The organism is Zoogloea sp. (assembly GCF_044344315.1).
Lineage (GTDB): Bacteria > Pseudomonadota > Gammaproteobacteria > Burkholderiales > Rhodocyclaceae > Zoogloea.
Genome location: NZ_JBIJDC010000015.1, coordinates 24,415 through 45,220, shown reverse-complemented (window position 1 = coordinate 45,220; position 20,806 = coordinate 24,415). Strand labels below are relative to the sequence as shown.

Genomic DNA, 20,806 nt, shown 5'->3' with positions numbered 1-20,806 from the left:
ATGAAAAACAGACGCGTCAATCTCAAGCCCGGCCTTCTGGCCTTCGCCCTCGCCGCTGCATTCGGGACTTCCGCCCAGGCAGCCGGTACCAAGGTTACGTGGGACGACATCCGGAACGACGACAAGACCCCCGGCGATGTGCTCTCCTATGGCCTCGGCCTGAAGGCCCAGCGCCACAGCACCCTGAAGACGGTCAACACCAAGAACGTGGCTAACCTCGTCCCCGCCTGGAGCTTCTCTTTTGGTGGCGAAAAGCAGCGGGGCCAGGAAAGCCAGGCTCTGGTGCACGATGGCGTCATCTACGTGACGGCCTCCTACTCCCGCATCTATGCGATTGATGCCCGCACCGGCAAGCGCCTGTGGGAGTACGAAGCCCGCCTGCCCGAGGACATCCGTCCCTGCTGTGACGTGGTGAACCGTGGCGCCGCCATCTACGGCGACAAGGTCTTCTTCGGCACCCTGGACGCCGGCATCGTGGCCCTCAACAAAGACACCGGCAAGGTGGTTTGGAAGAAGAAGTGGGGCGACCATAAGGTCGGCTACACCATGACCGGCGCGCCCTTCGTGATCCAGGACCAAAAGAGCGGCAAGGTGCTGCTGGTGCATGGTTCCTCGGGTGACGAGTTCGGCGTTGTGGGTTGGCTGTTTGCCCGCGACACAGAGACCGGCGAGGAAGTCTGGGCCCGCCCGATGGTGGAAGGCCACATGGGCCGTCTCAACGGCAAGGACAGCACCTACACCGGCGACCCGAAGGCACCCAGCTGGCCCGAGGGCCCGGACGGCAAGAAGGTGGAAGCCTGGAGCCACGGCGGCGGCGCCCCGTGGCAGACCGCCAGCTTCGACATCGAGAAGAACATGGTGGTCATCGGCACCGGCAACCCGGCCCCGTGGAACACCTGGAAGCGCACCAAGGAAGGCGACGATCCGCGCAACTGGGACAGCCTGTTCACCTCCGGCCAGGCCTATGTGGACGCCAGCACCGGCGAGCTGAAGGGCTTCTTCCAGCACACCCCCAACGACTCGTGGGATTTCTCCGGCAACAACTCGGTGGTGCTGTTTGAATACAAGGATCCGAAGACCGGCAAGCTGGTGAAGGCCTCAGCCCACGCCGACCGCAACGGTTTCTTCTTCGTGACCGACCGGGAAAAGCTGGCCACCGGCGCCGGCTACCCCAACAAGCCCACCTCCCTCCTCGGCGCCTACCCGTTTGTGGATGGCATCACCTGGGCCAAGGGCTTCGATCTGAAGACCGGCAAGCCGATCATCGTCGAAGGCCAGCACCCGCCCAAGGTCAAGGAAGGCGCCGACAAGGGCGAGAGCATCTTCGTCTCCCCGCCCTTCCTGGGCGGCACCAACTGGATGCCCATGTCTTACAGCCCGGACACCGGTCTGTTCTACATCCCCGCCAACCACTGGGCCATGGACTACTGGACCGAGAACCTGACCTACAAGGCCGGCTCCGCCTACCTGGGCCAGGGCTTCCGCATCAAGCGCCTGTTTGACGACCACGTGGGCACCCTGCGCGCCATCGACCCGAAGACCGGCAAGATCGTGTGGGAACAGAAAGAGAAGTTCCCCCTGTGGGCCGGCACCCTCACCACCGCAGGTGGGCTGCTGATCACCGGCACCTCCGACGGCTACGTGAAGGCCTTCGACGCGAAGAACGGCAAGGAGCTGTGGAAGTTCCAGACCGGCTCCGGCGTGGTGTCGGTGCCCATCACCTGGGAGATGGACGGGGAGCAGTACGTCGGCATCTCCTCCGGCTACGGCGGTGCGGTGCCCCTGTGGGGCGGCGACATGGCCGACCTGACCAAGCAGGTCACTCAGGGTTCGTCCTTCTGGGCCTTCAAGCTGCCCAAGAGCGCACGCTGAGCAGGGCAGCCCCGGGCCGGAATACCTCCGGCCGGCCCGGGGCCTTTTCCCTGTCCGCCCCCGTGGGGTCGAGTTTATTCGACCCCACGGGATAGCCGCATCCACAAGGAGTTTCCCCATGCTTCGCCCACCATTGTTCGCACTGCTGGCAGGGCTAACGCTCGTCACCGCGCCCGCCTCTGCCGCCGGCAACCCTGCCGAGCCCCAGGTCTACGGCACCTGCGGTATGTGGCCTCACGCCCGCTGTCGCGGCGTCGACCTGCGCCACAAGGACCTCTCCGCCCTCGACCTCGCCGGCGCCGACTTCACCGGTGCCAACCTGGCCCGGGCCGACCTGCGCGCCGCCAACCTGGCCGGTGCGATCTTCGACGGCGCCGACCTGAGTGGCGCCCGCATGGCCAAGGTCAACGCCCCCGGCGCATCTTTCCGCAACGCCAAACTGATCGGCACCGACCTGGAGTTCGCCAAGCTGATGCGCACCGACTTCACCGGAGCCGACCTCACGGTGGCCAACCTGGAGGCCGCCCGCACGCCCTTTGCCTGGTTCGTCGGCGCCCGCCTGACCAACGCCAACCTGCAGGAAACCAAATTCAACGCCACCAATCTGCGCAACGCCAACCTGGAAGGTGCGCTGCTGCGCTACACCATCTTCCCCGACTCGTCCTTTGAGGGCTGCACCGGCTGCCCCACCGACTGGTGACCCCCATGGCTGCCCCCCTTCTGCTTCGCCTCAGCGCCGCACTCCTGATCCTGAGCAGCCCCGTGCTCGCGGCCGAAATCGCCGACCCCAACGTCGTCGTCGATACGTCGAGCCTTCCCCCCATTGCCGCCAACGCACCCGAGGGCAACCCCTACCGGGGCAATGCCCAGGCTGCCGAGATCGGTCGCGCGGCCTTCAACCAGGCCTGCTCCCGCTGCCACGGCGTTGACGCCGTCAACAAGGGGCAGGTCGGCCCCGACCTACTCAAAATGGACCGCTCCTGCCCGCGCATTGCCGACCCCGCGATCCGTCAGATGTGCATCCTGGACCAGGACGACTTCTTCCTGAAATCGGTCCAGGACGGCAAGACCCGCGTCGGCGTGGTGCATATGCCGGCCTGGAAGGATGTGCTGCCGCCGGCCGCCATCTGGACGATCCGGACCTTCCTCGAAAGCCGCAGCCGCTGAAATCCCGGGCCGGACGGGGGATAATGCGCGGCCCATCCTGTCACCGCCTGTGTCCGTGTCCTCCCCGCTCCTCGTCCGCCCCGCCCGCCTCGCCGACCTGCCGGCGATCCTGCACATCCAGGCCCGTTGCTACACCGCCATCGTCCCCGAGTCCGCTGCATCCATGGGGGCCAAGGTGGTGGCAGCACCCGACAGCAGCTTCGTCGCCTGCCAGGGTGAGCACATCGTTGCCTACCTGCTGGCCCTGCCCTGGCGCTTCGATGCCCCGCCCTGCCTGGATGCCACCGAGTGCCGACTCCCCGAGCAGCCCGACACCCTCTACCTGCACGACCTGGCCGTTGCCCCCGAGGCCCGCGGCAGCGGCGCCGCCGACGCGCTGGTGCAGGCTTTCCTTGCAGCGCTGGGCCGCCTGCTGCTGCCGCGCGCCAGCCTGATCGCCATCCAGGGCTCCGCCCCCTGGTGGGCCCGCCACGGCTTTGCCCGGGTGCCCGTTGATGACGCTTTGCGCGCCCGCCTGGCCGGTTATGGCCACGACGCGTCATACATGTCCCGCAGTGCAGGTCAAGCCACCCTAGCCGTCACTTAAGGCCGACTTAAGCCGCAAGCCCGACAGTTCGTCTCCGACACCCCACCATCGGAGACAACCCATGACAAAAACGTCAGCGCCCTGCCTGGCAGCACTCCTGCTGCTCGCTGCGCCTGCCTTTGCCCAGACCGTCGACAACGGCCGCCTGCTGGCCTCCAACTGCTTCCAGTGCCACGGCACCAACGGCAAGCCCAGCGTCGGTGGCTTCGACCGCCTGGCCGGCATGTCCGCCTCGGAGGTCTATTCGGAGCTCAAGGAGATGCAGGGCAAGACCGTCGGCAACGACATCATGAAGATCCACGCACGGGGCTACACCGACGCCCAGCTGCGGGCCATCGGCAACTACTTTGCCGCCCAACGCTGAGGAGCCCACCATGATTGATCGCAGACAATTCGTCACCCTGCTGGGTGCAGGCGGACTCGGCATGCTGCTCAACGCGTGCGGTGGCGGCGGTGGTGGTGGCGGTTCGGATGCCGTGGGAACCGGCGGCACCGGCAGCACCAACAGCGTGCCCACCAGCGGCACCAGCGGCCGGGTCGTCATCGTGGGGGGCGGCATGGCCGGCGCCACCGCGGCCAAGTTCCTGCGCCTGTGGGGCGGCAGCGGCATGGACGTGACCCTGGTCGAGCGCGACCGCCAGTACCAGTCCAACATCCTCTCCAACCTCGTTCTTACCGGGCAGCGCACCATGGCCAGCCTGGCCTACACCCATGCCCAGCTGGCCAGCGCCTATGGCGTGAAGGTCGTGTACGGCGATGTGGCCGAGATCGATCCGGCCGGCAAGCGCGTCCTGCTGGCCGACCGCAGCAACCTGCCCTACGACCGCCTGATCCTCGCGCCGGGCATCGCCTTCGACACCCTGCCCGGGCTCGAGGGCGCGGGCGACAGCATCGTCCACGCCTGGCAGGCCGGCCCCCAGACGGTCACCCTGCAGCAACAGCTGGCCGGCATGAACGCGGGCGAAGTGTTCGTGATGACCATTCCGAAGACGCCCTACCGCTGCCCGCCTGGCCCCTACGAGCGGGCCTGCGTGGTGGCCGACTGGCTGAAGACCCGCAAGGCGGGCGCCAAGGTGATCGTTCTCGACGCCAATGCGAGCATCGCCGCCGAGCCGGCCACCTTCGAAACCGCCTTCAACTTCACCCATGCCGGGGTCATCGAATACCACACCGGGGTCACGATCAACCACATCGACCCGTCCACCCGCACGCTCGACACCAGCGCCGGACTGATCCGCGGCGATGTGCTCAACCCCATTCCGCCCCAGCGCGCCGGCGCCATCGTCAGCAACACCGCCGGCCTGGTGAACGTCAATGGGCGCTGGGCCGGTGTGGACGTGCGCAGCTACGAGTCCACTGCGGTCGCCGGCATCCATGTGATCGGCGACGCCAACGGCTCGACCCAGCCCAAGGCCGGCCACATCGCCAACGCCGAGGCCAAGGTCTGCGCCGACGCCATCCTGCGCATCTTTGCCGGCGGCAGCCCCGACCCCTCCCCGGTGACCAACTCGGCCTGCTATTCGCCGATCACCGCCAACACCGCCTCGTGGCTTACCGTGGTGTTTGCCTACGACACGCTCACCGGCACCATGAAGGCTGTGCCCGGCGCCTCCGGCGAAGCCTCGTCGATCAACCGGGAGAACTACGACGACATGTTCGTGTGGTTCAACAACCTGATGGGAGACAGCTTCGCCTGATCTCCACCGGATTCGACCCGCCCGGCAAGGGCGGGCGGATTCCGGCACAATTCGCGCACTCGCCACCCCACCCCTGACCCGATGCGTGCGCTGCTCCACCTGATCCTTCTCCTCCTCGTTGCCGGCTGTACCACTGTCGTGACCCAGGTCCAGCTCGACCGGCAACTTGGCCGACCCGACCCGACGCGCTTCGACCGCCCCGCGGCACCGCCCGCCGAGGCCCCGGACTACCAGACGCGCGTGCGCCCCATCCTCGAACGCCGCTGCGTGGCCTGCCATGCCTGCTACGACGCCCCCTGCCAGCTCAAGCTGACCCGCCACGACGGCATCACCCGCGGCGCCAATCCCGAGTCAGTGTATGCAGGCACCCGCCTGCTGGCGGCCAGCCCAAACCGGCTTGGTTTCGATGCCCACAGCAACGCGGCCTGGCGCGACAAGGGCTTCCACCCGGTACTCAACGAGCGCGCCTCCACCCCCCAGGCCAACCGGGATGCCAGCGTGCTATACCGCATCCTGGCCCTCAAGCAGCGCTACCCCGGGCCCGACAGCGGCCCCCTGCCTGCAGGGCGCTTCGACTTCTCCCTCGACCGCGCGCAAACCTGCAGCCGCATTGAGGGCATGGGGGATTTCGAGAAAGATCATCCGGAATGGGGCATGCCCTTCGGCCTGCCTGCCCTGAGCCCGGCAGAGCACGACACCCTGAGCCGCTGGATCGAAGCCGGCGCCCCCTTCGGCCCCCGTGCGCCGCTGCCACCCCAGGTGCTGGCGCGAGTGGGCGAATGGGAGGCGCTGCTCAACGGCAACAGCCTGCGTGACCAGCTGGCGGCCCGCTACATCTACGAGCACTGGTTCATCGGCCAACTGTACCTGGACGACAAGCACGAGCACCGTTTCGAGCTGGTGCGCAGCCGCAGTGCCCCGGGCCAGCCCATCGACGTCATCGCCACCCGGCGCCCCTATGACGACCCCGGCGTGGCCCGGGTGTACTACCGCCTGCGCCCGACCGACGAAACCCTGGTGGCCAAGACCCACATGCCACTGGCCCTCGATGAAGCGCGCCGGGCCCGCCTGAAAAAATGGTTCTTCGACGCGCCCATCAGCGTGGATCGCCTGCCCGGCTACGACCCGAAGATCGCCTCCAACCCCTTCACCACCTTCAAGGCCCTGCCGGTGGACGCCCGCTACCGCTTCATGCTCGACGACGCCGGCTTCACGGTGATGGGCTTCATGAAGGGACCGGTGTGCCGCGGGCAGGTGGCCCTCAACGTAATCAACGATCATTTCTGGGTGCTCTTCTACTCACCGGAGAGCGAAGTCGCCCGCGACACCCAGGGCCTGCTCGACGCCACCCGCCCCAACCTGCGCATGCCCGCCGAGGACGACAGCAGCACCGGCATCCTGGCCTGGAACAAGTACGCCCGGGCCGAGCGGCGCTACCTGGAAACCAAGAGCAGCTACCTGGCCAACCTCCCCCGCATCAGGCCGCAGGTCACCGACCTGTGGAACGGCGACGGACGCAACCCCAATGCCGGCCTCACCGTGTTCCGCCACTTCGACAGCGCCTCCGTGATCCGCGGCCTGGCTGGCGAACAGCCCCAGACGGTGCTGCTCATGGGCTACCCCTTGTTCGAACGCATGCACTACCTGCTGGCGGCCGGCTTTGACGTGTATGGCAACACCGGGCACCAGCTCGCCACCCGCCTGTACATGGACTTCCTGCGCATGGAAGGCGAGGAGAACTTCCTCACCCTGCTGCCTCTGAAGAACCGCCAGAAGGTCCTCGACAGCTGGTACCGGGGCCGCCCCGACCCGCGCATCCGCCAGTTTGCCGACGCCCGTGCCTACTTTCCGGGTGAAACCGGCATGCGCTATCGCACGGCCGACCCCCTGGGCGAGCTCTACGCCACCGTGCACCGCCACCTCCGCCCAGTGCGCCCCGGCGCCCTGGAGCTCGCGCCCAACGGGCTGAGGGCCGAGCAGGTGGCCCAGTTGCGCAGCCTCAACGACATCACCGGCCGCAGCGCCTCGCAGATGCCCGAGCACAGCCTGCTGGTCGTGCACAACGGCAAGGGCCCTGTCCGCGTCCTGTCCCTGCTGCGCAACAGCGCCCACAGCAACGTGGCGGGCCTGTTCGACGAAGACGCCCGACGCCTGCCCGACGAAGACAGCCTGATCGTGCTGGACGGCGTTGTCGGCGCCTACCCCAACGTGATCTTTCATCTGGATGCCGACGAGCTGCCACGCTTTGTACGCACGGTACGCAACCTGGCCAGCGATGCCGACATCCTGCGCCTGCACCAGCGCTTCGCCATCCGCCGCACCGACGCGCGCTTCTGGCGGATCAGCGATGCCATCCACGACTACTGGCAGAACGCCGACCCGCGGCAGGCCGCCATCCTGGACTACAGCCGCCTCGACAACCGCTGAGCGGGCCCAACGCCCAGCATCAATAACAAGGGGCTGCCGAAGCTGCCCCTGCTGACCCTGGCGGACGGGGATGGCGGCCACCCCCGGCGCTTGGTCAAGCCATCCTGCACCTGGCCATCAAGGCAGACACAGCTTGCCGGTGACCGACGCCGAGGTGCCGATACTGTTGCCCAACACAGCAAGGTGTCCGGTGACTTTGGCGTACGCCCCCTTGCCGTCGGAGCCCGAAATCAGGATCTGCTCGGTCACGGCACCGGTGCTCAGGGAGCCATCAGCCGCCACCTTCACCTGGGCCACGATCACGTCGTTGCTGTAAAGCGCCGTGCGGTGCTTGCCCGAGCCGATGTAAACGACACTGCGGGCCGTCTGGATGCTCTGACGCGGCAGCGAGGTGGCAGCGTCGATCACCGCAGCCGGCGTCGCCGTGGGGCCGGTGAGGCCCACCAGCGGCTCGGCCGTCACGCCGGCATACCCCGTCGCGGCCGGAAAGCCGATCAGGTTGAGAGCCACGCTGAAACACTGGTTCTGGTAAGCCGGCACCTGGCTGCCCAGGGTATTGATCTGGCAAGAGGTATCGGGCAGCAGGCGGACATTGCCCAGCACCGGCACACAGGCGGCACCGGCAACGCCGGACAGCAGGGCCAGGACGACGGGAGCGAGGACTCGGGAAGCGACACGTGCATTCATGGGGGGCAGTCTCCTTGACAGATAATCGGACAACACAGGCCCACCCGACAGCACGTGGCCGCCGCCGCGGGCAATCCGCAATCATGATGACGGCACGCTCCCTGTGGACGGGTCAGCACCCGCCGGCGAGCGTGACGGATTTAACGAAACCAGCTCACACGCAGCCCTCCCAATGGACGGCAAACAGCCTCACTCCCCCCAGAAACCCCCCTTATCCCCGCATTGAATCAAGCAATTTGTGCAATGCAACATCCCGCGCTAAGGTAAAAGTACCCGGCCATACCGCCCACAAGGCCAGGCCGGGCCCCATAGTTCCCACAAGGAAAGCGCCATGCACACCCCAGACCATCCCGGCAGCGACCTGTTGCACCTGATGACCACCGCCCGCCTCGAACACGACCGCGCCCTAACCAACGGCTTCCGCAGCCTGGCCGCTGCACTTGCCACCGCAGTTGCCGCCATCGTAAAACCGTCCCTCAGGGCCCTTGCCCGCCCCGGCCCCCTGCACTCCGTGCATTGAACTGCCCGCAGGGACGAAGACCGGCCCCGCCCCACGGGGCCGTCTTTCATTTATCCAGCCACCCATCCGCCCATGATCGTTCGCCCCCGCCCCACCATGCGCCAGCTCTTCTTCATCTGGAAGGGCTCCATCATTCCCCTGATCTTTCCCCAGGTGCTGTTCGTCACCGTGGTCGCCACCCTCGTCACCCTGGTGGCGTCCCTGGCAGGCCCACGCTTTCCCGATTTCGCCAGCGGCCCCTTCACCTTCCTGGGCATTTCCCTGTCGCTCTTTCTGGGCTTTCGCAACAACGCCTGTTATGACCGCTGGTGGGAAGCCCGCAAGCACTACGGCAACCTGCTGGTAGTGATGCGCAGCCTGGCCCGGGACAGCCAGATCCTCGACTGTGATGCCGACGGCCGCCACCAACGCCGTGAAGTCCTGCGCCTCGCCACCGCCTTCACCAAGGCACTGACCGCCCGCCTGCGCGACCGCCCCGTGGCGGATGCCGTCGATGGCGAACTGAGCGCCAGCGAACTCGCTGCCCTGGTCACCGCCAGCAACCCGCCCGACCACCTCCTGCGCCGGATCACCAGCGTACTGCTCGAAGCACGCCGGCCCGGCCGCCTCGACTCCGTCACCTACATGGGACTGGCCGAACACATCAACCAGCTCACCGCCATCCAGGGCGCCTGCGAACGCATCCGCCACACCGCCCTGCCCTTCGCCTACACCCTGCTGCTGCACCGCACCGCGCACCTGTTCTGCGTGCTGCTGCCTTTTGGCGTGGTGCACTCCCTGGGCTACGCCACCCCGCTACTGACCGCGCTGGTGGCCTACACCTTCTTCGGCCTGGATGCCCTCGGCGACGAGCTGGAAGAGCCCTTCGGCACCGCCCAGAACGACCTGCCCCTGGACGCCATGACCCGCAACATCGAGATCGACCTGGCCGAGTATCGGGGCCTGGACGAGGTGCCCGCCCCCCTGAAGCCGGTGGACTTCGTGCTCATGTGATGAGCGCACCGGCCTCGCTCAGACCTTGTCGGCGCATCCTGGAGCATGCAGCCCAACGCGGTTGCCTTCACTATCGGCAAACATGGCGATGCTTCCGATCTCCGGGGACAGCGCCGTTGGCGGCATCAGCACCTTGCCGCCGGCGGCCTCGGCCCGGGCCAGGGGAATCGACAGATCGTCCCCCCCGTGGAGGTAGATGACCACGCCGTGATCACCGGGGCGACCCTGGGGACAGGCCAGGAGCGCCCCGCCGGTCGCCGGCTCGTCATACGGGAAGAGCGCCATCTGCATCCCCTCCATCTCCTCCAGCCTGAGCTGGACGTCAAAAGTCGCTTCGTAGAAGGCCCGGGCACGGGCCAGGTCGGACACGGGGATCTCGAACCAGTTGATCAGTCTTTTCATGGCAGGCTCCTGAATGAAATCATTGAAGTAACGGGAGACGCCAGTCTGCCAAGGTCCTCCTGACACCCTTGCGTCAGGAGCCCCCGGCAGATCGGTCCGCCAGCGGGGTTATCCTGACAGCCTTATGTCAGGAGCCCAGGTATGCGCCGTGCCGACCGCCTGTTTCAGATTGTCCTTTTGCTCGACCGGGGCCGCGCCGTAACCGCCCGGGAGCTGGCCGAAGCCCTCCAGGTATCGGAGCGCACGGTGTACCGGGACGTGGCCGACCTGTGCCAGGCCGGCGTACCCATCAAGGGAGAAGCCGGTGTGGGCTACCTGCTCCGCCCCGGCTACCGCCTGACCCCGCTGATGTTCGATCCGGAAGAGCTGGTAGCCTTGTCCCTGGGCAGCAGGATGGTGCGCAGCTGGGCCGACCCCGCGCTGGGCCATGCCGCCGAGCGGGCCCTCCTGCGCATCGAGTCTGTATTGCCCAGGCACCTCCGCCAGGCCCCGGGCAGGGACGCCCTGCTGGTGCCAGACTTTCATGTGCCCGACGCCATGCGCGCGCCCATGAGCACCCTCCGCGCCGGAATCGCGGCCCATCACAAGCTGCGCATCACCTACACCCGGGCCGATGGCGCCTGCAGCGAGCGGGTGATCCAGCCCGTCGGCCTGGTGTTCTGGGGTGAAACCTGGACCCTCGGCGCCTGGTGCGAGCTCAGGGGCGGGTTCCGCAGCTTCCGTCTTGATCGCATCGCCAGCGCCACGCCCCTGGCCGAGCACTTCGACAGCACCGGCATGCTCGCCCGCTACCTGCAGGCCGCGCAGGAGGAGAGCTGCCATAACACAGCCTGACGCGGCAGCATGAGCCGCCCCCGATCACCTGCCCTGGAGACCCACCTCGCCCCGGCTCTCCCCGGGGCGCCCGGGCGCCCCATCTGACCACACACTGTCCGGCGCCCCCTGCCGGACACGGCGCGCGGTGGCCCGGGCCATCCAGGCAAGTGCCCCGGCGCCGGCAAGGGCCGTCAGATCCACCCCGATGCAGGGCAGGGATGTATGTGCCCAAAGCTTCAGACCCGGCGCCAGCACGGCGAAACCGGAGGTGAGCGGAATGGCCAGGGTGGCAATCACGGCCAGCCACAGCAGGGGCACCACAGCTCTCGCCGCCCCCCGCAGGAAAGCCCAGGCCACCGCGCCCAGGAAGGTCGCGTAGTAGACGGGAAGCAACCAGGCGTTCGCATCACCCACAAGCGCGTAGGCCCACCGGGTACCTGCAATGGTCAGGGAGATTCCGCTGACGCAACCGAGGCACACCCCCACGGTGGCTGCGGCCAGCAGGCGCACATCACGGCGTTGCTCCGGCACGTCGCCCCCCTGCCGCGGAAGCTTCCGGCGTCGGCTCTCGACCCATAGCAGGTTGCCGCTGTAAAACAGCCAGGCGCCCGCCAGGCCTAGCAGGAAGTACATCCACTGGACCGCGACTCCGCCGAAAGCCGCCATGTGGAGAGCAAAGAAGCTGCTGACAAAGAGATTCGGCGTGCTCTGCCGTCCGGGCAGAAAGTCGCTGTTGATCACCTTGCCGGTGTAGGGGTCCAGCGCGGCGAAACCGCCCCTCGCCCGCGGCGAGACGGCGGCAGCATCCTTGCCCCAGACCCGGACCACCGCCCGCGGCCCGGTGACCTGCTGATACTGCAGCAGTGTCGGCTCGAAGCCCGGGGCGAACGCCCTGGCCCGGGCGAGGAGTTCGAGGGGCGGCAGCATGCCTGCCGGATCACGCACCGGCGCCGCAGCCGCCACGGGCTGGCGCTGAAGGGCTGTTGCCCACTTGCCGTCATGGAGGAGCCTGTCCTGCACCACGTAAATACCGTCATGGTAGGCAAACACCACCGCAGTCAGCGCCATGACCAGGTGAAAGGGCAGGCTGACAATGCCAACCACATTGTGGGCGTCCAGCCACATGCGCTTCAGGTTCTTCCCCACCCGCAAGGCAAAGAAATCCTTGACCAGCGAGGGCAGGAGCACCACCACCCCCGAGACCAGCGCCAGGGTGTAAAGCGCCGCCACCACGCCCATCACCCAGCGATTCGGGTCGCTATCCACGGGCAGGCCGACCACCCGGTGGAGTACGTCAATGAAGGACGCCACCCGGGAGGGATGAGCCGTCTCGATACGCGCCTGTCCTGCGCCGTCCAGGGTTGCCACGTAGTGGCGCACGGCGGATTCGTCGTGGTCATCCCCGTCCGGGTCGCGAACCTCCCAGGTCATGGGGCCCGGCCGGTGCTCCGCGTCGGCGAGGTGAAGGCTAAAGTCCCGCGCCACCGTCGGGTCCGCAGCCAGCACCCGGGCGATCAGCTGGGGCGCTTCGGTCAGCGGCACAGTATCGATCATCGCCGGGGGTGAAGCCCAGCGGGCCAGAGGCTCCTTGAAGACGGTCAAAGCCCCCGCATAGAAGGCGATGAACAGGGCCATCCCCGTAAGGATGCCCGTCCAGGTGTGAACCACCTTATAGATACGGACAAATTCACTTCTCATGATTCAGGCCCCACAGGTCAGAGGAGATACAGAAGGCCGGCAACGAACGCACTGGCCGCGCCAAGCCACAGCCAGGCCCGCACACCGCTGGAGAAGAAATACACAGCGCTGAGGACGCTGAGCCATATCGGGGGCACCATCCACATGGCGAGCTGCCCCCGGACGGCCAGGGGTATCCCGGCGTTCACACGGGAGAACAGGCCACTGCAGGCGATCGCCAGCACGCCCCCCAACACGAGGCCGGCCAGCGTCTTGGAGAGCCAGTCGCGCTGCACTGGCCGGCGGGATTGTTCAGCCCCCATGTCAGCGCCTCCTCCCCATGCCCCACATCGCCCCCAGATAAGGCAGCACAGACAGGGCGAGCATCAGCAGGGTGACAAGAACAAAGCTGGCCGCCAGCGCGTGCAGGCCCTGAGCAAGGCACAGCCAGGCCGCGACGATCAGCGCCAGGGCCACGATACGTGCCGGCACGGCCGGCAAGGGCTGCGTACGCCAGCTCTGGTTGGGTGAAGCCAGATAGAGGCAGCTACAGCCCGCGATGCAGGCAGCGATGCCGATCAAGCCAAGGATGTTCATTCGATGGTGTCCGCCTTGGGTTGGGAAGACAGCCCTTTTGCCCGGGGCTGCTCGAGGAAAAACTGCATGCCCCGGCTCATCGCCGGCAGCCAGACGGGGCCATGATCCTCGCCTGCCAGTTCGTGATAGACCACCCGGTCCTGTCCGCCAGGCTGGCCCTGCAGCAGCCTCGCCAGCGCGCGCGCCTCCGGGATCATGCTGCGGCTCCGGATCATGGCCAGGAGGTCGGGGGAGTAATTGCCCTTCGGAGGGTCATCCTCCAGGGCTCCAACACTGATCTGCACGCGGGGCAGGCCTGCCGGCCCCTGCCGCAGGGGCGGGCTCTTCATCACCCGGTGCTTGCGCCACCAGATCGAGGGACTGGATGCAATGAAGGTGGAGAAGCTGTCCGGCCGGGTCAGCAGGGCGTGCGTCACCAGCAGGCCACCAAAGGAATGTCCAAAGAGGGCCTGCCGCGTCCTGTCGATGGGATAGCGGGCCTCAATCAAGGGCTTCACTTCCCCCTCGATGAAGTCCAGGAAGGCCTCTGCCCCTCCGCCGCCGTCCGGGCTACCGGCCTCCACCCCACCCGGCGTGTAGTCGCGCCTGCGGGCCACCACATCAAAATCGCCTGCACCGGGATAGCCGATACCCACTACGAGGGGCGGCACCAGCCCGGTCACCTCGCGGCGGCTGGCTGCGCTGCGGGCCAGAAAAGCGGCCACTGGAAAGGCGGCGTTGCCATCGAGCACATAGATCACCGGATGCCCCTCGGCGGGGGCGGGCGACGCCGGTTCGGACACAAAAATCCGGTACGGGTGGCCGCTCTGCCGGGCCTTCAGATCCAGCTGCCGCGCAGCGGGCAGAACCACCGCCGACCATCCGCCCTCCCCATCGGCCGCACCGGCCGGGAGTGCCATGCCTCCCAGCAGGATGGCGGCCGACACGCACACCGCCCCCCGTTGCCACTCTCTCATCACAGATCGAAGGTCGCCGAGGCCGACACCGTCCGCGGCGCACCCAGCGTCGCCATGGAGAAGCTGTCGCTGAAGCTGCCGGACCAGTAGTGCTTGTCGAAGAGGTTGTTGATGTTGAGCCGCAGCACCACTCGGCGCTGCTCCACGCGGGTCACGTAACGGGCCCCCACATCCACGGTGGTCCAGCTGGGAATCTGCTGTCGATTGGCCGCATCCAGATACTGGCTGCTGGTCGCGATGATGCGACCGGTAAGGGTCAGGCCGGACAACCAGGGGGTGTCCCATTCGGTCCCCAGGTTGCCCTGCCAGCGCGGTGCACCAATGGCTGTGTTGCCGTTGTAGCGGTCGTAGGCAGTGCGGGTCTGCACGCCCTGGGTGTAGGTGGCGCCCCCCAGCAGTCGAAGCGTGCGCGTCAGCTCGCCAAAGGTGTTCCACTCCAGCCCTCGGACCCGCTTCTCACCCTCATCGGTATAAGTCGGGTTGCTGCTGCTGCCAATGGCCACCATGGTCGGGCGGGTAATCTCGAACAGGCTCACGGTGTTCGAGAAGCCCCCGACGCTCCACTTCCCGCCCAGCTCCTTCTGCTCGGTCTCGTAGGGCGCAAACACGACGTTGCGGTTGGTGGCCAGGGTATCGGTGACCGTATCTCCCCGGCTCAAACCCTGAACATAGTTAGCGTACAAGGACAGCGACGGCCCCCAGGGCTTCACCACCACCGCCAGGGCCGGCGTCACCACGCTCTTGTCGTACCTGGCCGTCACCGCACCGCTCGTGGCGTTGTAGTTGACCGTCTTGACGTTCTGGTTGCGCAGGCCGAGGGTCAGGCGGACCCGGTCATCCAGGAAGGAGACCGTATCCACCAGCGCGAGGCTGGAGAGCGTCGTATCGCTGGTCTTCGGCGCCCGGCCCGGCGCCTGGGGCATGACCAGGGTCGTCAGGGGCGAGTAGATGTTGGAAGTGACCGCCGCAGCCGAATTGGTGGCCAAGCCGCTTTCCTGCTCCAACGTGGTCAAGTGCAGGACCAGCTCATGCCCGACCCCGGCGGTCGAGAACTGCGACCTGAGCCCCGCCTCGGACGAGATGCTGTCGGTATAGGAGCGGGTGCCATTGCCGATCGCCATGAAATTGCCGTTGGCAGCGATGTTGCGTGCGTGGGTACCGTTGATGAAGCCGACCGACTCGAAATCCATCACCCCCAGGCCGGCAAAGGCCGTCAGGAAGCGATTGAACTCATACTCCGCCCGCGCCACCACGGCCTTGCTCTCCAGGGTGCCGCTGGCACCGGGGAAGAGATTGGTACGAGGGCTAAGGGCGTCGGGGATCGGGGTGGTCGCCTGGAACCAGTACATCGCCGGCGTCCCGCCGGAGAAGGACTCCTTGCTGTAGTAGGCATCCACCGATGCCTTGAGGGCCTTGCCCTGGTAATCCGCCGCCGCCGATACAAACTCGCGCTTCTTCGACTGGCCATCCAGATAGGTGTCGCCGTCATTGAACGCACCGTTGATCCTCAGGCCCACCTCCTTGCCCTCGCCAAACCGCCGCCCCAGATCCAGGCTGGTGCCGAACTGGCTTTTCGACTGATAGCCCACCGACACGCGACTCAGCGGATCGTCCCCGGCGCGCTTGGGCACCAGATTGATCACACCGCCCACCCCCCCACCGGGCGCCATGCCGGTGAACAGGGCCCCCGGCCCCTTCAGCACCTCGACCCGCTCCACTGCCTCCAGGGGCGCATGGCCACTGGGCGCGAGGCCGAACATGCCATTGAGGGCAAGCTCCGAGGCATTCACATCGAAGCCACGGATGCGGTAGTTCTCATAGGCGTGGCCACTCGACGTGGTAAAGCGCACGGACGGATCATTGGCCATCACGTCGGCCACATTGCGCGCCTGTTGATCGGCGATCAGCTCGGCCGTGTAGCTGGTGATGTTGAAGGGCACGTCCATCACATCCTGGTTTCCAATGGCCCCCAAACGGGCTCCTTTCGCCACCTGGCGGCCCGCATGGGGCGCTGGCAGATCGGACGCACGCTCCGCCTCCACCGACACCCTCACGGCCGGCAGGGTGACCTCCCCTGCCCCGCCCGAAACCACCTGTGCCAGTACCAAAGTCGGACACGCGATCGCGCTGATCGCCAGCGCGACCGGAGTCATTCGCAGCGCCATGTTTCTTGTTCTCCCTGAATGAATAAGACACTGGCTGGCGACGGCTGGCTTGTGCGGACGGTGGAGGTGGGCAAACCCGATGGGATACCGCCCCTCCGTGACAGCACGCACTTTAAATGATAATTATTATCATTACAATACCATTTACCCGGCGATCCGGCGAGACCGTGAGGTGCTGCAGGGCTCTCCCGCTGCTCGCAGGGCATGCCAGAATCCTGGTCTGCAACCTGCGAGCACGCCTGCCCATGAGCCACACCGCCCCCAACCCCTGTCTCGACTGCGGTGCCTGCTGCGCCAGTTTCCGGGTGTCCTTCTATTGGTCAGAAGCCGAAGCCCGGGGCCTGCCGGTCGAGCTCACCGAGCAGGTCAATGCCTGGTTCAGCTGCATGGGGGGCACCAACCAGGCCCGCCCTCACTGCATCGCCCTCGAGGGCCAGGTTGGCGGCGCAACCCACTGTCGCGTCTATGAGCAACGCCCCTCCCCCTGCCGCGAAGTGGAGGCCGGTGACAGCCAATGCGCGAAGGCCCGGGCACGGCACAATCTGCCCGCCCTGTTTTGCGAATGACTTGCATTTGCAAACAGCAACAAGTCTCGATAACATCTGTCGAGTCTTCCGCCCTTATCTGCACCGACCCGACCATGACCAAGCTGAAAACCCTTGCCGCCCTGCTGGCCGCCAGCGTCACCGTGGGCAATACGGCTTATGCCGCAGACAGCGAACTGAACCTCTACACGGCCCGTCACTACCAGACCGACGAAGCCCTGTACTCCAACTTCACCGCCCGCACCGGCATCAAGATCAACCGCATCGAAGGCAAGGAAGAAGAGCTTCTCGAGCGCATCCGCAACGAAGGGGCAAACAGCCCGGCCGACGTCTTCATCACCGTTGACGCTGCCCGCCTGGCCGCCGCTGACCAGTACGGCATCTTCGCCAATGTGGATTCGCCGACGCTCAAGTCAGCCATCCCGGCCCACCTGCGCACCGACCGCTGGTTCGCCTTCTCCACCCGCGCCCGGGTCATCGTGTACAACAAGCTTGACGTGAAGCCTGACCAGGTACGCAACTACGAAGACCTGGCCAAGCCCGAACTCAAGGGCAAGGTGTGCGTTCGCTCCGGCAACCACCCCTACAACCTGTCCCTCGGCTCGGCCCTGATTCAGCACATCGGCGCAGCCAAGACCGAAGAATGGGCCCGCGGCCTGGTGGCCAACTTTGCCCGCGCGCCCAAGGGCGGCGACACCGACCAGATCAAGGCTGTCGGCGCTGGCGAATGCGGCGTGGCCCTGGTCAATTCCTACTACCTGGCACGCATGCTCAAGTCCACCAAGCCGGACGACCAGAAGGCCGTCGAGCGCATCGGCGTGGTGTGGCCCAACCAGTCCAGCTACGGTGCCCACATCAACATCTCCGGCGGCGGCATGCTGAAGACGGCACCGCACAAGGAAGCCGCGGTCAAGTTCCTGGAATACCTGGCCTCTCCCGAAGCCCAGGATTACTTCGCCAACGGCAATAACGAATGGCCGGTGGTGGCCGGCGTCAAGATCTCCAACCGGGGGCTTGAGGCCATGGGCAAGTTCAAGGCTGACACCCTGCCGGTCGGCAAACTCGCTGACTCGGTGATTGAAGCCCAGAAGATCTACGACCGCGCCGGCTTCCGCTGATTCCAGCTGTTAGCGGCAGTTCGCTGCACATCATGTAAAGGCCGGGAAGTTCCCGGCCTTTACATTTCTTGACGCAGTGCAGCGCACTTATTGCCAATCATTCTCATTAGCATTACAATTGCAACAAGATCTTTCGGGCAAGCCAGCCATCTGCTAGCCAAGCCAGCCAGCCTCAGGTCGTGAAACTCCAACGTTTTCATTACGAGAGGCTTTGCCATGGCTCACAAAAAAACCCGCCGCCACGCGGCTGCAGACCGCCACCGAACCCCCGCTCCGTCGGCCGCGCCGGCCGCATCCGTCTCTGACAAGGTGGTGCTGCCCCTCGGCGCCATGATGTTCGCCGCCTCCATGGGCGCCTTCGCCCAGACACCCGCCGCCCAAGGCGACGAGAAAACCCTCAAGCCGGTGGTCGTGAAGGCCGATGCCGAGCGCGAGCAGGAAGGCAAGAACACCCTGCGCACCACCTCCACCCGCATCGGCAAGGGCAAGCAGGAGCTCCGCGACATTCCCCAGTCCGTCACCGTCGTCACCGAGAAGCTGATGGACGATCGCAAGATCGACACCGTCAAGGAAGCCCTCAAGATGACCTCGGGCATCACCTTCCTGGCGGCCGAAGGCGGCGAGGAAGACATCCGCCTGCGCGGCTTCCCCCTCAACACGACCGGCGACCTCTTCATCGACGGCATGCGTGACCCGGCCTTCTACGACCGCGACACCTTCAACTTCGACCGCATCGAAGTGCTGCGCGGCTCGGCCTCCATGCTGTTCGGCCGCGGCTCCACCGGCGGCGCGGTCAACCAGGTCAACAAGCAGGCCCGTCTGCTCGACGAGACCCAGGTAGACGTAACCCTCGGCAGCCACCAGTACCGCCGCGTGGTGGCCGACATCAACCTCAAGACCGGGGACGACTCGGCCCTGCGCATCAACGCCATGCGCACCCTGGCCGACAACAACGGTTCCGGTTCCAGCCTGGACAAGTACGGCTTCGCCGCCGACTACCGCTGGGGCATCGGCAGCCGTGACGAGTTCGAGGTGGGCTTCTTCTACCTGGAGAACAACAACGGTATCAACTACGGCCTGCCCTACATCCGCAAGAGCGCCACCGATGCGAGCCTGACCACCATCCCGGTCGACCCGAAGAGCTACTACGGTGCCACCAGCGACTACAACCGCGGCTCCGCCGGCTATGCCAGCTTTGCCCACACCCATCGCTTCTCCAGCGATACCGAGCTGGTCACCAAGGTCCGCAAGGGCGACTTCAACCGCGACCAGCGTGCCAGCACCGTGCGCATTGCCGGCGCAGCCCTTCAGCCTGGCGGCATCCTGGCCACCCGCGAGAACTTCAGCAATAACACCGTGCTGAACCGCGGCACCCAGAACAAGATCCAGAGCATGGAGAACCTGTTCGCCCAGAGCGACCTGTCCACCAAGTTCGAATCCTGGGGCCTCAAGCACCATGTGCTCGCGGGTGTCGATTTCGCCTGGGAGAAGAAGATCGTCCGCGGCGCCCGTACGGCTGCCCAGGGCGGGGTGACCATTCCGGCCAAGCCCACCACCACCATCGGTGGCGGTGGTACCGGCTGGGTGGACGAAGACGCCCGCGTCATCGGCAAGACCGGCGAGTTCGAGAGCCTCGCCGCCGGCGTGTATGCCCAGGACCTGATCCAGGTGGCCCCCCACTGGAAGCTGCTGGCCGGCCTGCGCTACGACGGCATGTCGGCCCAGTACGACACCTTCAACCTGACCTCCGGTGCCGTCAGCAACTACCAGCAATCGATCTACAAGATGAGCAACCGCTTCGGCGTGCTGTTCCAGCCGTCCGACCGCCACTCCTTCCACCTGTCCTACGGCACCTCGTTCAACACCTCCGGCGACACCTACTCCTACAGTGCGGCCACGGTGAACACCCCGCCCGAGAAGAGCATGAACCTGGAGCTCGGTGCCAAGATCGACTCGGAGGATCGCCGCATGAGCAGCCGCTTTGCCCTGTTCCGCGGAGTCAAGCTCAACGAGCGCAACACCGATCCGCTGCTCAATATCGCCGTGCTGTCCGGCAAGCGTCACGCCACCGGCTTTGAAACCGACGTGATCGGCAAGATCACCCCGCGCTGGGAAGTCTTCGGCTCCTACACCTGGATCTGGGACGCCGAGATCGACAAGGGTGCGGAAGGTGCCGAGGGGGTGGGCCGTCGTCCGTCCCTGATCCCGAAGCACCAGGGCACCCTGTGGAGCACCTACCAGGTCACCGAAAAACTGCGTGTCGGCGCCGGCGCCAACGCCCGCACCAAGATGACCCCCAACCGCAACCCGGTAAACCTCTACTCCGATGGCTACGTGACCTACGACGCCATGGCCGAGTACGAAGCCATCCCCGAGCGGCTGACCCTGAAGGCCAACCTCACCAACCTGACCAACAAGTTCTACGCCGACGCCATGTACGCCAACGGGCACTACATCCCTGGCTTCGGGCGTACCTACTACCTCACCGCCAGCATCAAGTTCTGATGAAGCGCGCAGGATAAGCAGCACGAAGGAGGGGATGCACCTGTCGGGGCATCCCCTCCTTGATCCTTCCCAGCTA

The 20,806-nt window shown here is 66.2% G+C and carries 20 protein-coding genes; 13 read left to right on the top strand and 7 right to left on the bottom strand.

All coding sequences use genetic code 11. The features are described from left to right. From ACIQ09_RS05285 to ACIQ09_RS05255, 7 genes are all read left to right on the top strand, one after another. On the top strand, nucleotides 1-1,872 hold the full coding sequence (locus tag ACIQ09_RS05285) for a methanol/ethanol family PQQ-dependent dehydrogenase (RefSeq protein ID WP_398306936.1): 1,872 nt from the start codon (nucleotides 1-3) through the stop codon (nucleotides 1,870-1,872). A 118-nt stretch (nucleotides 1,873-1,990) separates the two neighbouring features. Next, complete coding sequence (locus ACIQ09_RS05280; protein WP_398306934.1) at nucleotides 1,991-2,572, top strand: pentapeptide repeat-containing protein; 582 nt, start codon at nucleotides 1,991-1,993, stop codon at nucleotides 2,570-2,572. A gap of 5 nt (nucleotides 2,573-2,577) precedes the next feature. Next, complete coding sequence (locus ACIQ09_RS05275; RefSeq protein WP_398306932.1) at nucleotides 2,578-3,039, top strand: c-type cytochrome; 462 nt, start codon at nucleotides 2,578-2,580, stop codon at nucleotides 3,037-3,039. A gap of 55 nt (nucleotides 3,040-3,094) precedes the next feature. Next, complete coding sequence (locus tag ACIQ09_RS05270) at nucleotides 3,095-3,625, top strand: GNAT family N-acetyltransferase (protein WP_398306930.1); 531 nt, start codon at nucleotides 3,095-3,097, stop codon at nucleotides 3,623-3,625. 61 nt (nucleotides 3,626-3,686) lie between these two features. Next, nucleotides 3,687-3,989, top strand: a complete 303-nt coding sequence (locus ACIQ09_RS05265; RefSeq protein WP_398306928.1) for a c-type cytochrome — start codon at nucleotides 3,687-3,689, stop codon at nucleotides 3,987-3,989. Nucleotides 3,990-3,999: 10 nt separating this feature from the next. Beyond that, a complete protein-coding gene (locus tag ACIQ09_RS05260) occupies nucleotides 4,000-5,322 on the top strand; it encodes an FAD-dependent oxidoreductase (protein WP_398306926.1) in 1,323 nt (440 codons plus the stop codon). Between the two features lie 81 nt (nucleotides 5,323-5,403). Beyond that, nucleotides 5,404-7,749, top strand: a complete 2,346-nt coding sequence (locus tag ACIQ09_RS05255; RefSeq protein ID WP_398306924.1) for a fatty acid cis/trans isomerase — start codon at nucleotides 5,404-5,406, stop codon at nucleotides 7,747-7,749. Nucleotides 7,750-7,866: 117 nt separating this feature from the next. On the opposite strand, the gene ACIQ09_RS05250 is transcribed toward ACIQ09_RS05255, so the two are convergent. Beyond that, entirely contained in the window at nucleotides 7,867-8,436 is a 570-nt protein-coding gene (locus ACIQ09_RS05250; protein ID WP_398306922.1) for a hypothetical protein, read from the bottom strand. Between the two features lie 331 nt (nucleotides 8,437-8,767). Between ACIQ09_RS05250 and ACIQ09_RS05245 the strand changes: the two genes are divergently transcribed. Further along, nucleotides 8,768-8,956 carry a hypothetical protein gene (locus ACIQ09_RS05245; RefSeq protein WP_398306920.1) on the top strand — a complete coding sequence of 63 codons (189 nt, stop codon included), beginning with the start codon at nucleotides 8,768-8,770 and terminating at the stop codon, nucleotides 8,954-8,956. A 72-nt stretch (nucleotides 8,957-9,028) separates the two neighbouring features. Further along, nucleotides 9,029-9,949, top strand: coding sequence for a bestrophin family protein (locus ACIQ09_RS05240; RefSeq protein ID WP_398306918.1), 921 nt, complete (start codon nucleotides 9,029-9,031; stop codon nucleotides 9,947-9,949). A gap of 18 nt (nucleotides 9,950-9,967) precedes the next feature. On the opposite strand, the gene ACIQ09_RS05235 is transcribed toward ACIQ09_RS05240, so the two are convergent. Then, on the bottom strand, nucleotides 9,968-10,351 hold the full coding sequence (locus tag ACIQ09_RS05235; protein WP_398306916.1) for a VOC family protein: 384 nt from the start codon (nucleotides 10,349-10,351) through the stop codon (nucleotides 9,968-9,970). A gap of 141 nt (nucleotides 10,352-10,492) precedes the next feature. Here ACIQ09_RS05235 and ACIQ09_RS05230 point away from each other — a divergent pair, with 141 nt between their 5' ends. After that, a complete protein-coding gene (locus tag ACIQ09_RS05230) occupies nucleotides 10,493-11,185 on the top strand; it encodes a helix-turn-helix transcriptional regulator (RefSeq protein WP_398306914.1) in 693 nt (230 codons plus the stop codon). 24 nt (nucleotides 11,186-11,209) lie between these two features. On the opposite strand, the gene ACIQ09_RS05225 is transcribed toward ACIQ09_RS05230, so the two are convergent. From ACIQ09_RS05225 to ACIQ09_RS05205, 5 genes are read right to left on the bottom strand one after another with little or no spacing between them, the layout of a single operon-like run. Further along, entirely contained in the window at nucleotides 11,210-12,865 is a 1,656-nt protein-coding gene (locus ACIQ09_RS05225; protein WP_398306912.1) for a PepSY-associated TM helix domain-containing protein, read from the bottom strand. Between the two features lie 17 nt (nucleotides 12,866-12,882). Further along, nucleotides 12,883-13,167 (bottom strand): hypothetical protein, encoded by a 285-nt coding sequence (locus ACIQ09_RS05220; protein WP_398306910.1) that lies wholly within the window; start codon nucleotides 13,165-13,167, stop codon nucleotides 12,883-12,885. A gap of 1 nt (nucleotide 13,168) precedes the next feature. Further along, nucleotides 13,169-13,441, bottom strand: coding sequence for a hypothetical protein (locus ACIQ09_RS05215; protein ID WP_398306908.1), 273 nt, complete (start codon nucleotides 13,439-13,441; stop codon nucleotides 13,169-13,171). Then, nucleotides 13,438-14,397, bottom strand: a complete 960-nt coding sequence (locus tag ACIQ09_RS05210; RefSeq protein ID WP_398306906.1) for an alpha/beta hydrolase — start codon at nucleotides 14,395-14,397, stop codon at nucleotides 13,438-13,440. The genes ACIQ09_RS05215 and ACIQ09_RS05210 overlap by 4 nt, the downstream gene beginning before the upstream one ends. Next, entirely contained in the window at nucleotides 14,397-16,550 is a 2,154-nt protein-coding gene (locus tag ACIQ09_RS05205; RefSeq protein WP_398306904.1) for a TonB-dependent receptor, read from the bottom strand. The genes ACIQ09_RS05210 and ACIQ09_RS05205 overlap by 1 nt, the downstream gene beginning before the upstream one ends. A 257-nt stretch (nucleotides 16,551-16,807) precedes the next feature. Here ACIQ09_RS05205 and ACIQ09_RS05200 point away from each other — a divergent pair, with 257 nt between their 5' ends. From ACIQ09_RS05200 to ACIQ09_RS05190, 3 genes are all read left to right on the top strand, one after another. After that, a complete protein-coding gene (locus ACIQ09_RS05200) occupies nucleotides 16,808-17,128 on the top strand; it encodes a YkgJ family cysteine cluster protein (RefSeq protein WP_398306902.1) in 321 nt (106 codons plus the stop codon). Nucleotides 17,129-17,202: 74 nt separating this feature from the next. Beyond that, nucleotides 17,203-18,225, top strand: coding sequence for an extracellular solute-binding protein (locus ACIQ09_RS05195; RefSeq protein WP_398306900.1), 1,023 nt, complete (start codon nucleotides 17,203-17,205; stop codon nucleotides 18,223-18,225). Nucleotides 18,226-18,441: 216 nt separating this feature from the next. Further along, nucleotides 18,442-20,730: a TonB-dependent receptor gene (locus ACIQ09_RS05190; protein WP_398306898.1), complete on the top strand. Its 2,289-nt coding sequence runs from the start codon at nucleotides 18,442-18,444 to the stop codon at nucleotides 20,728-20,730. The last annotated feature ends 76 nt before the right edge of the window (nucleotides 20,731-20,806 follow it).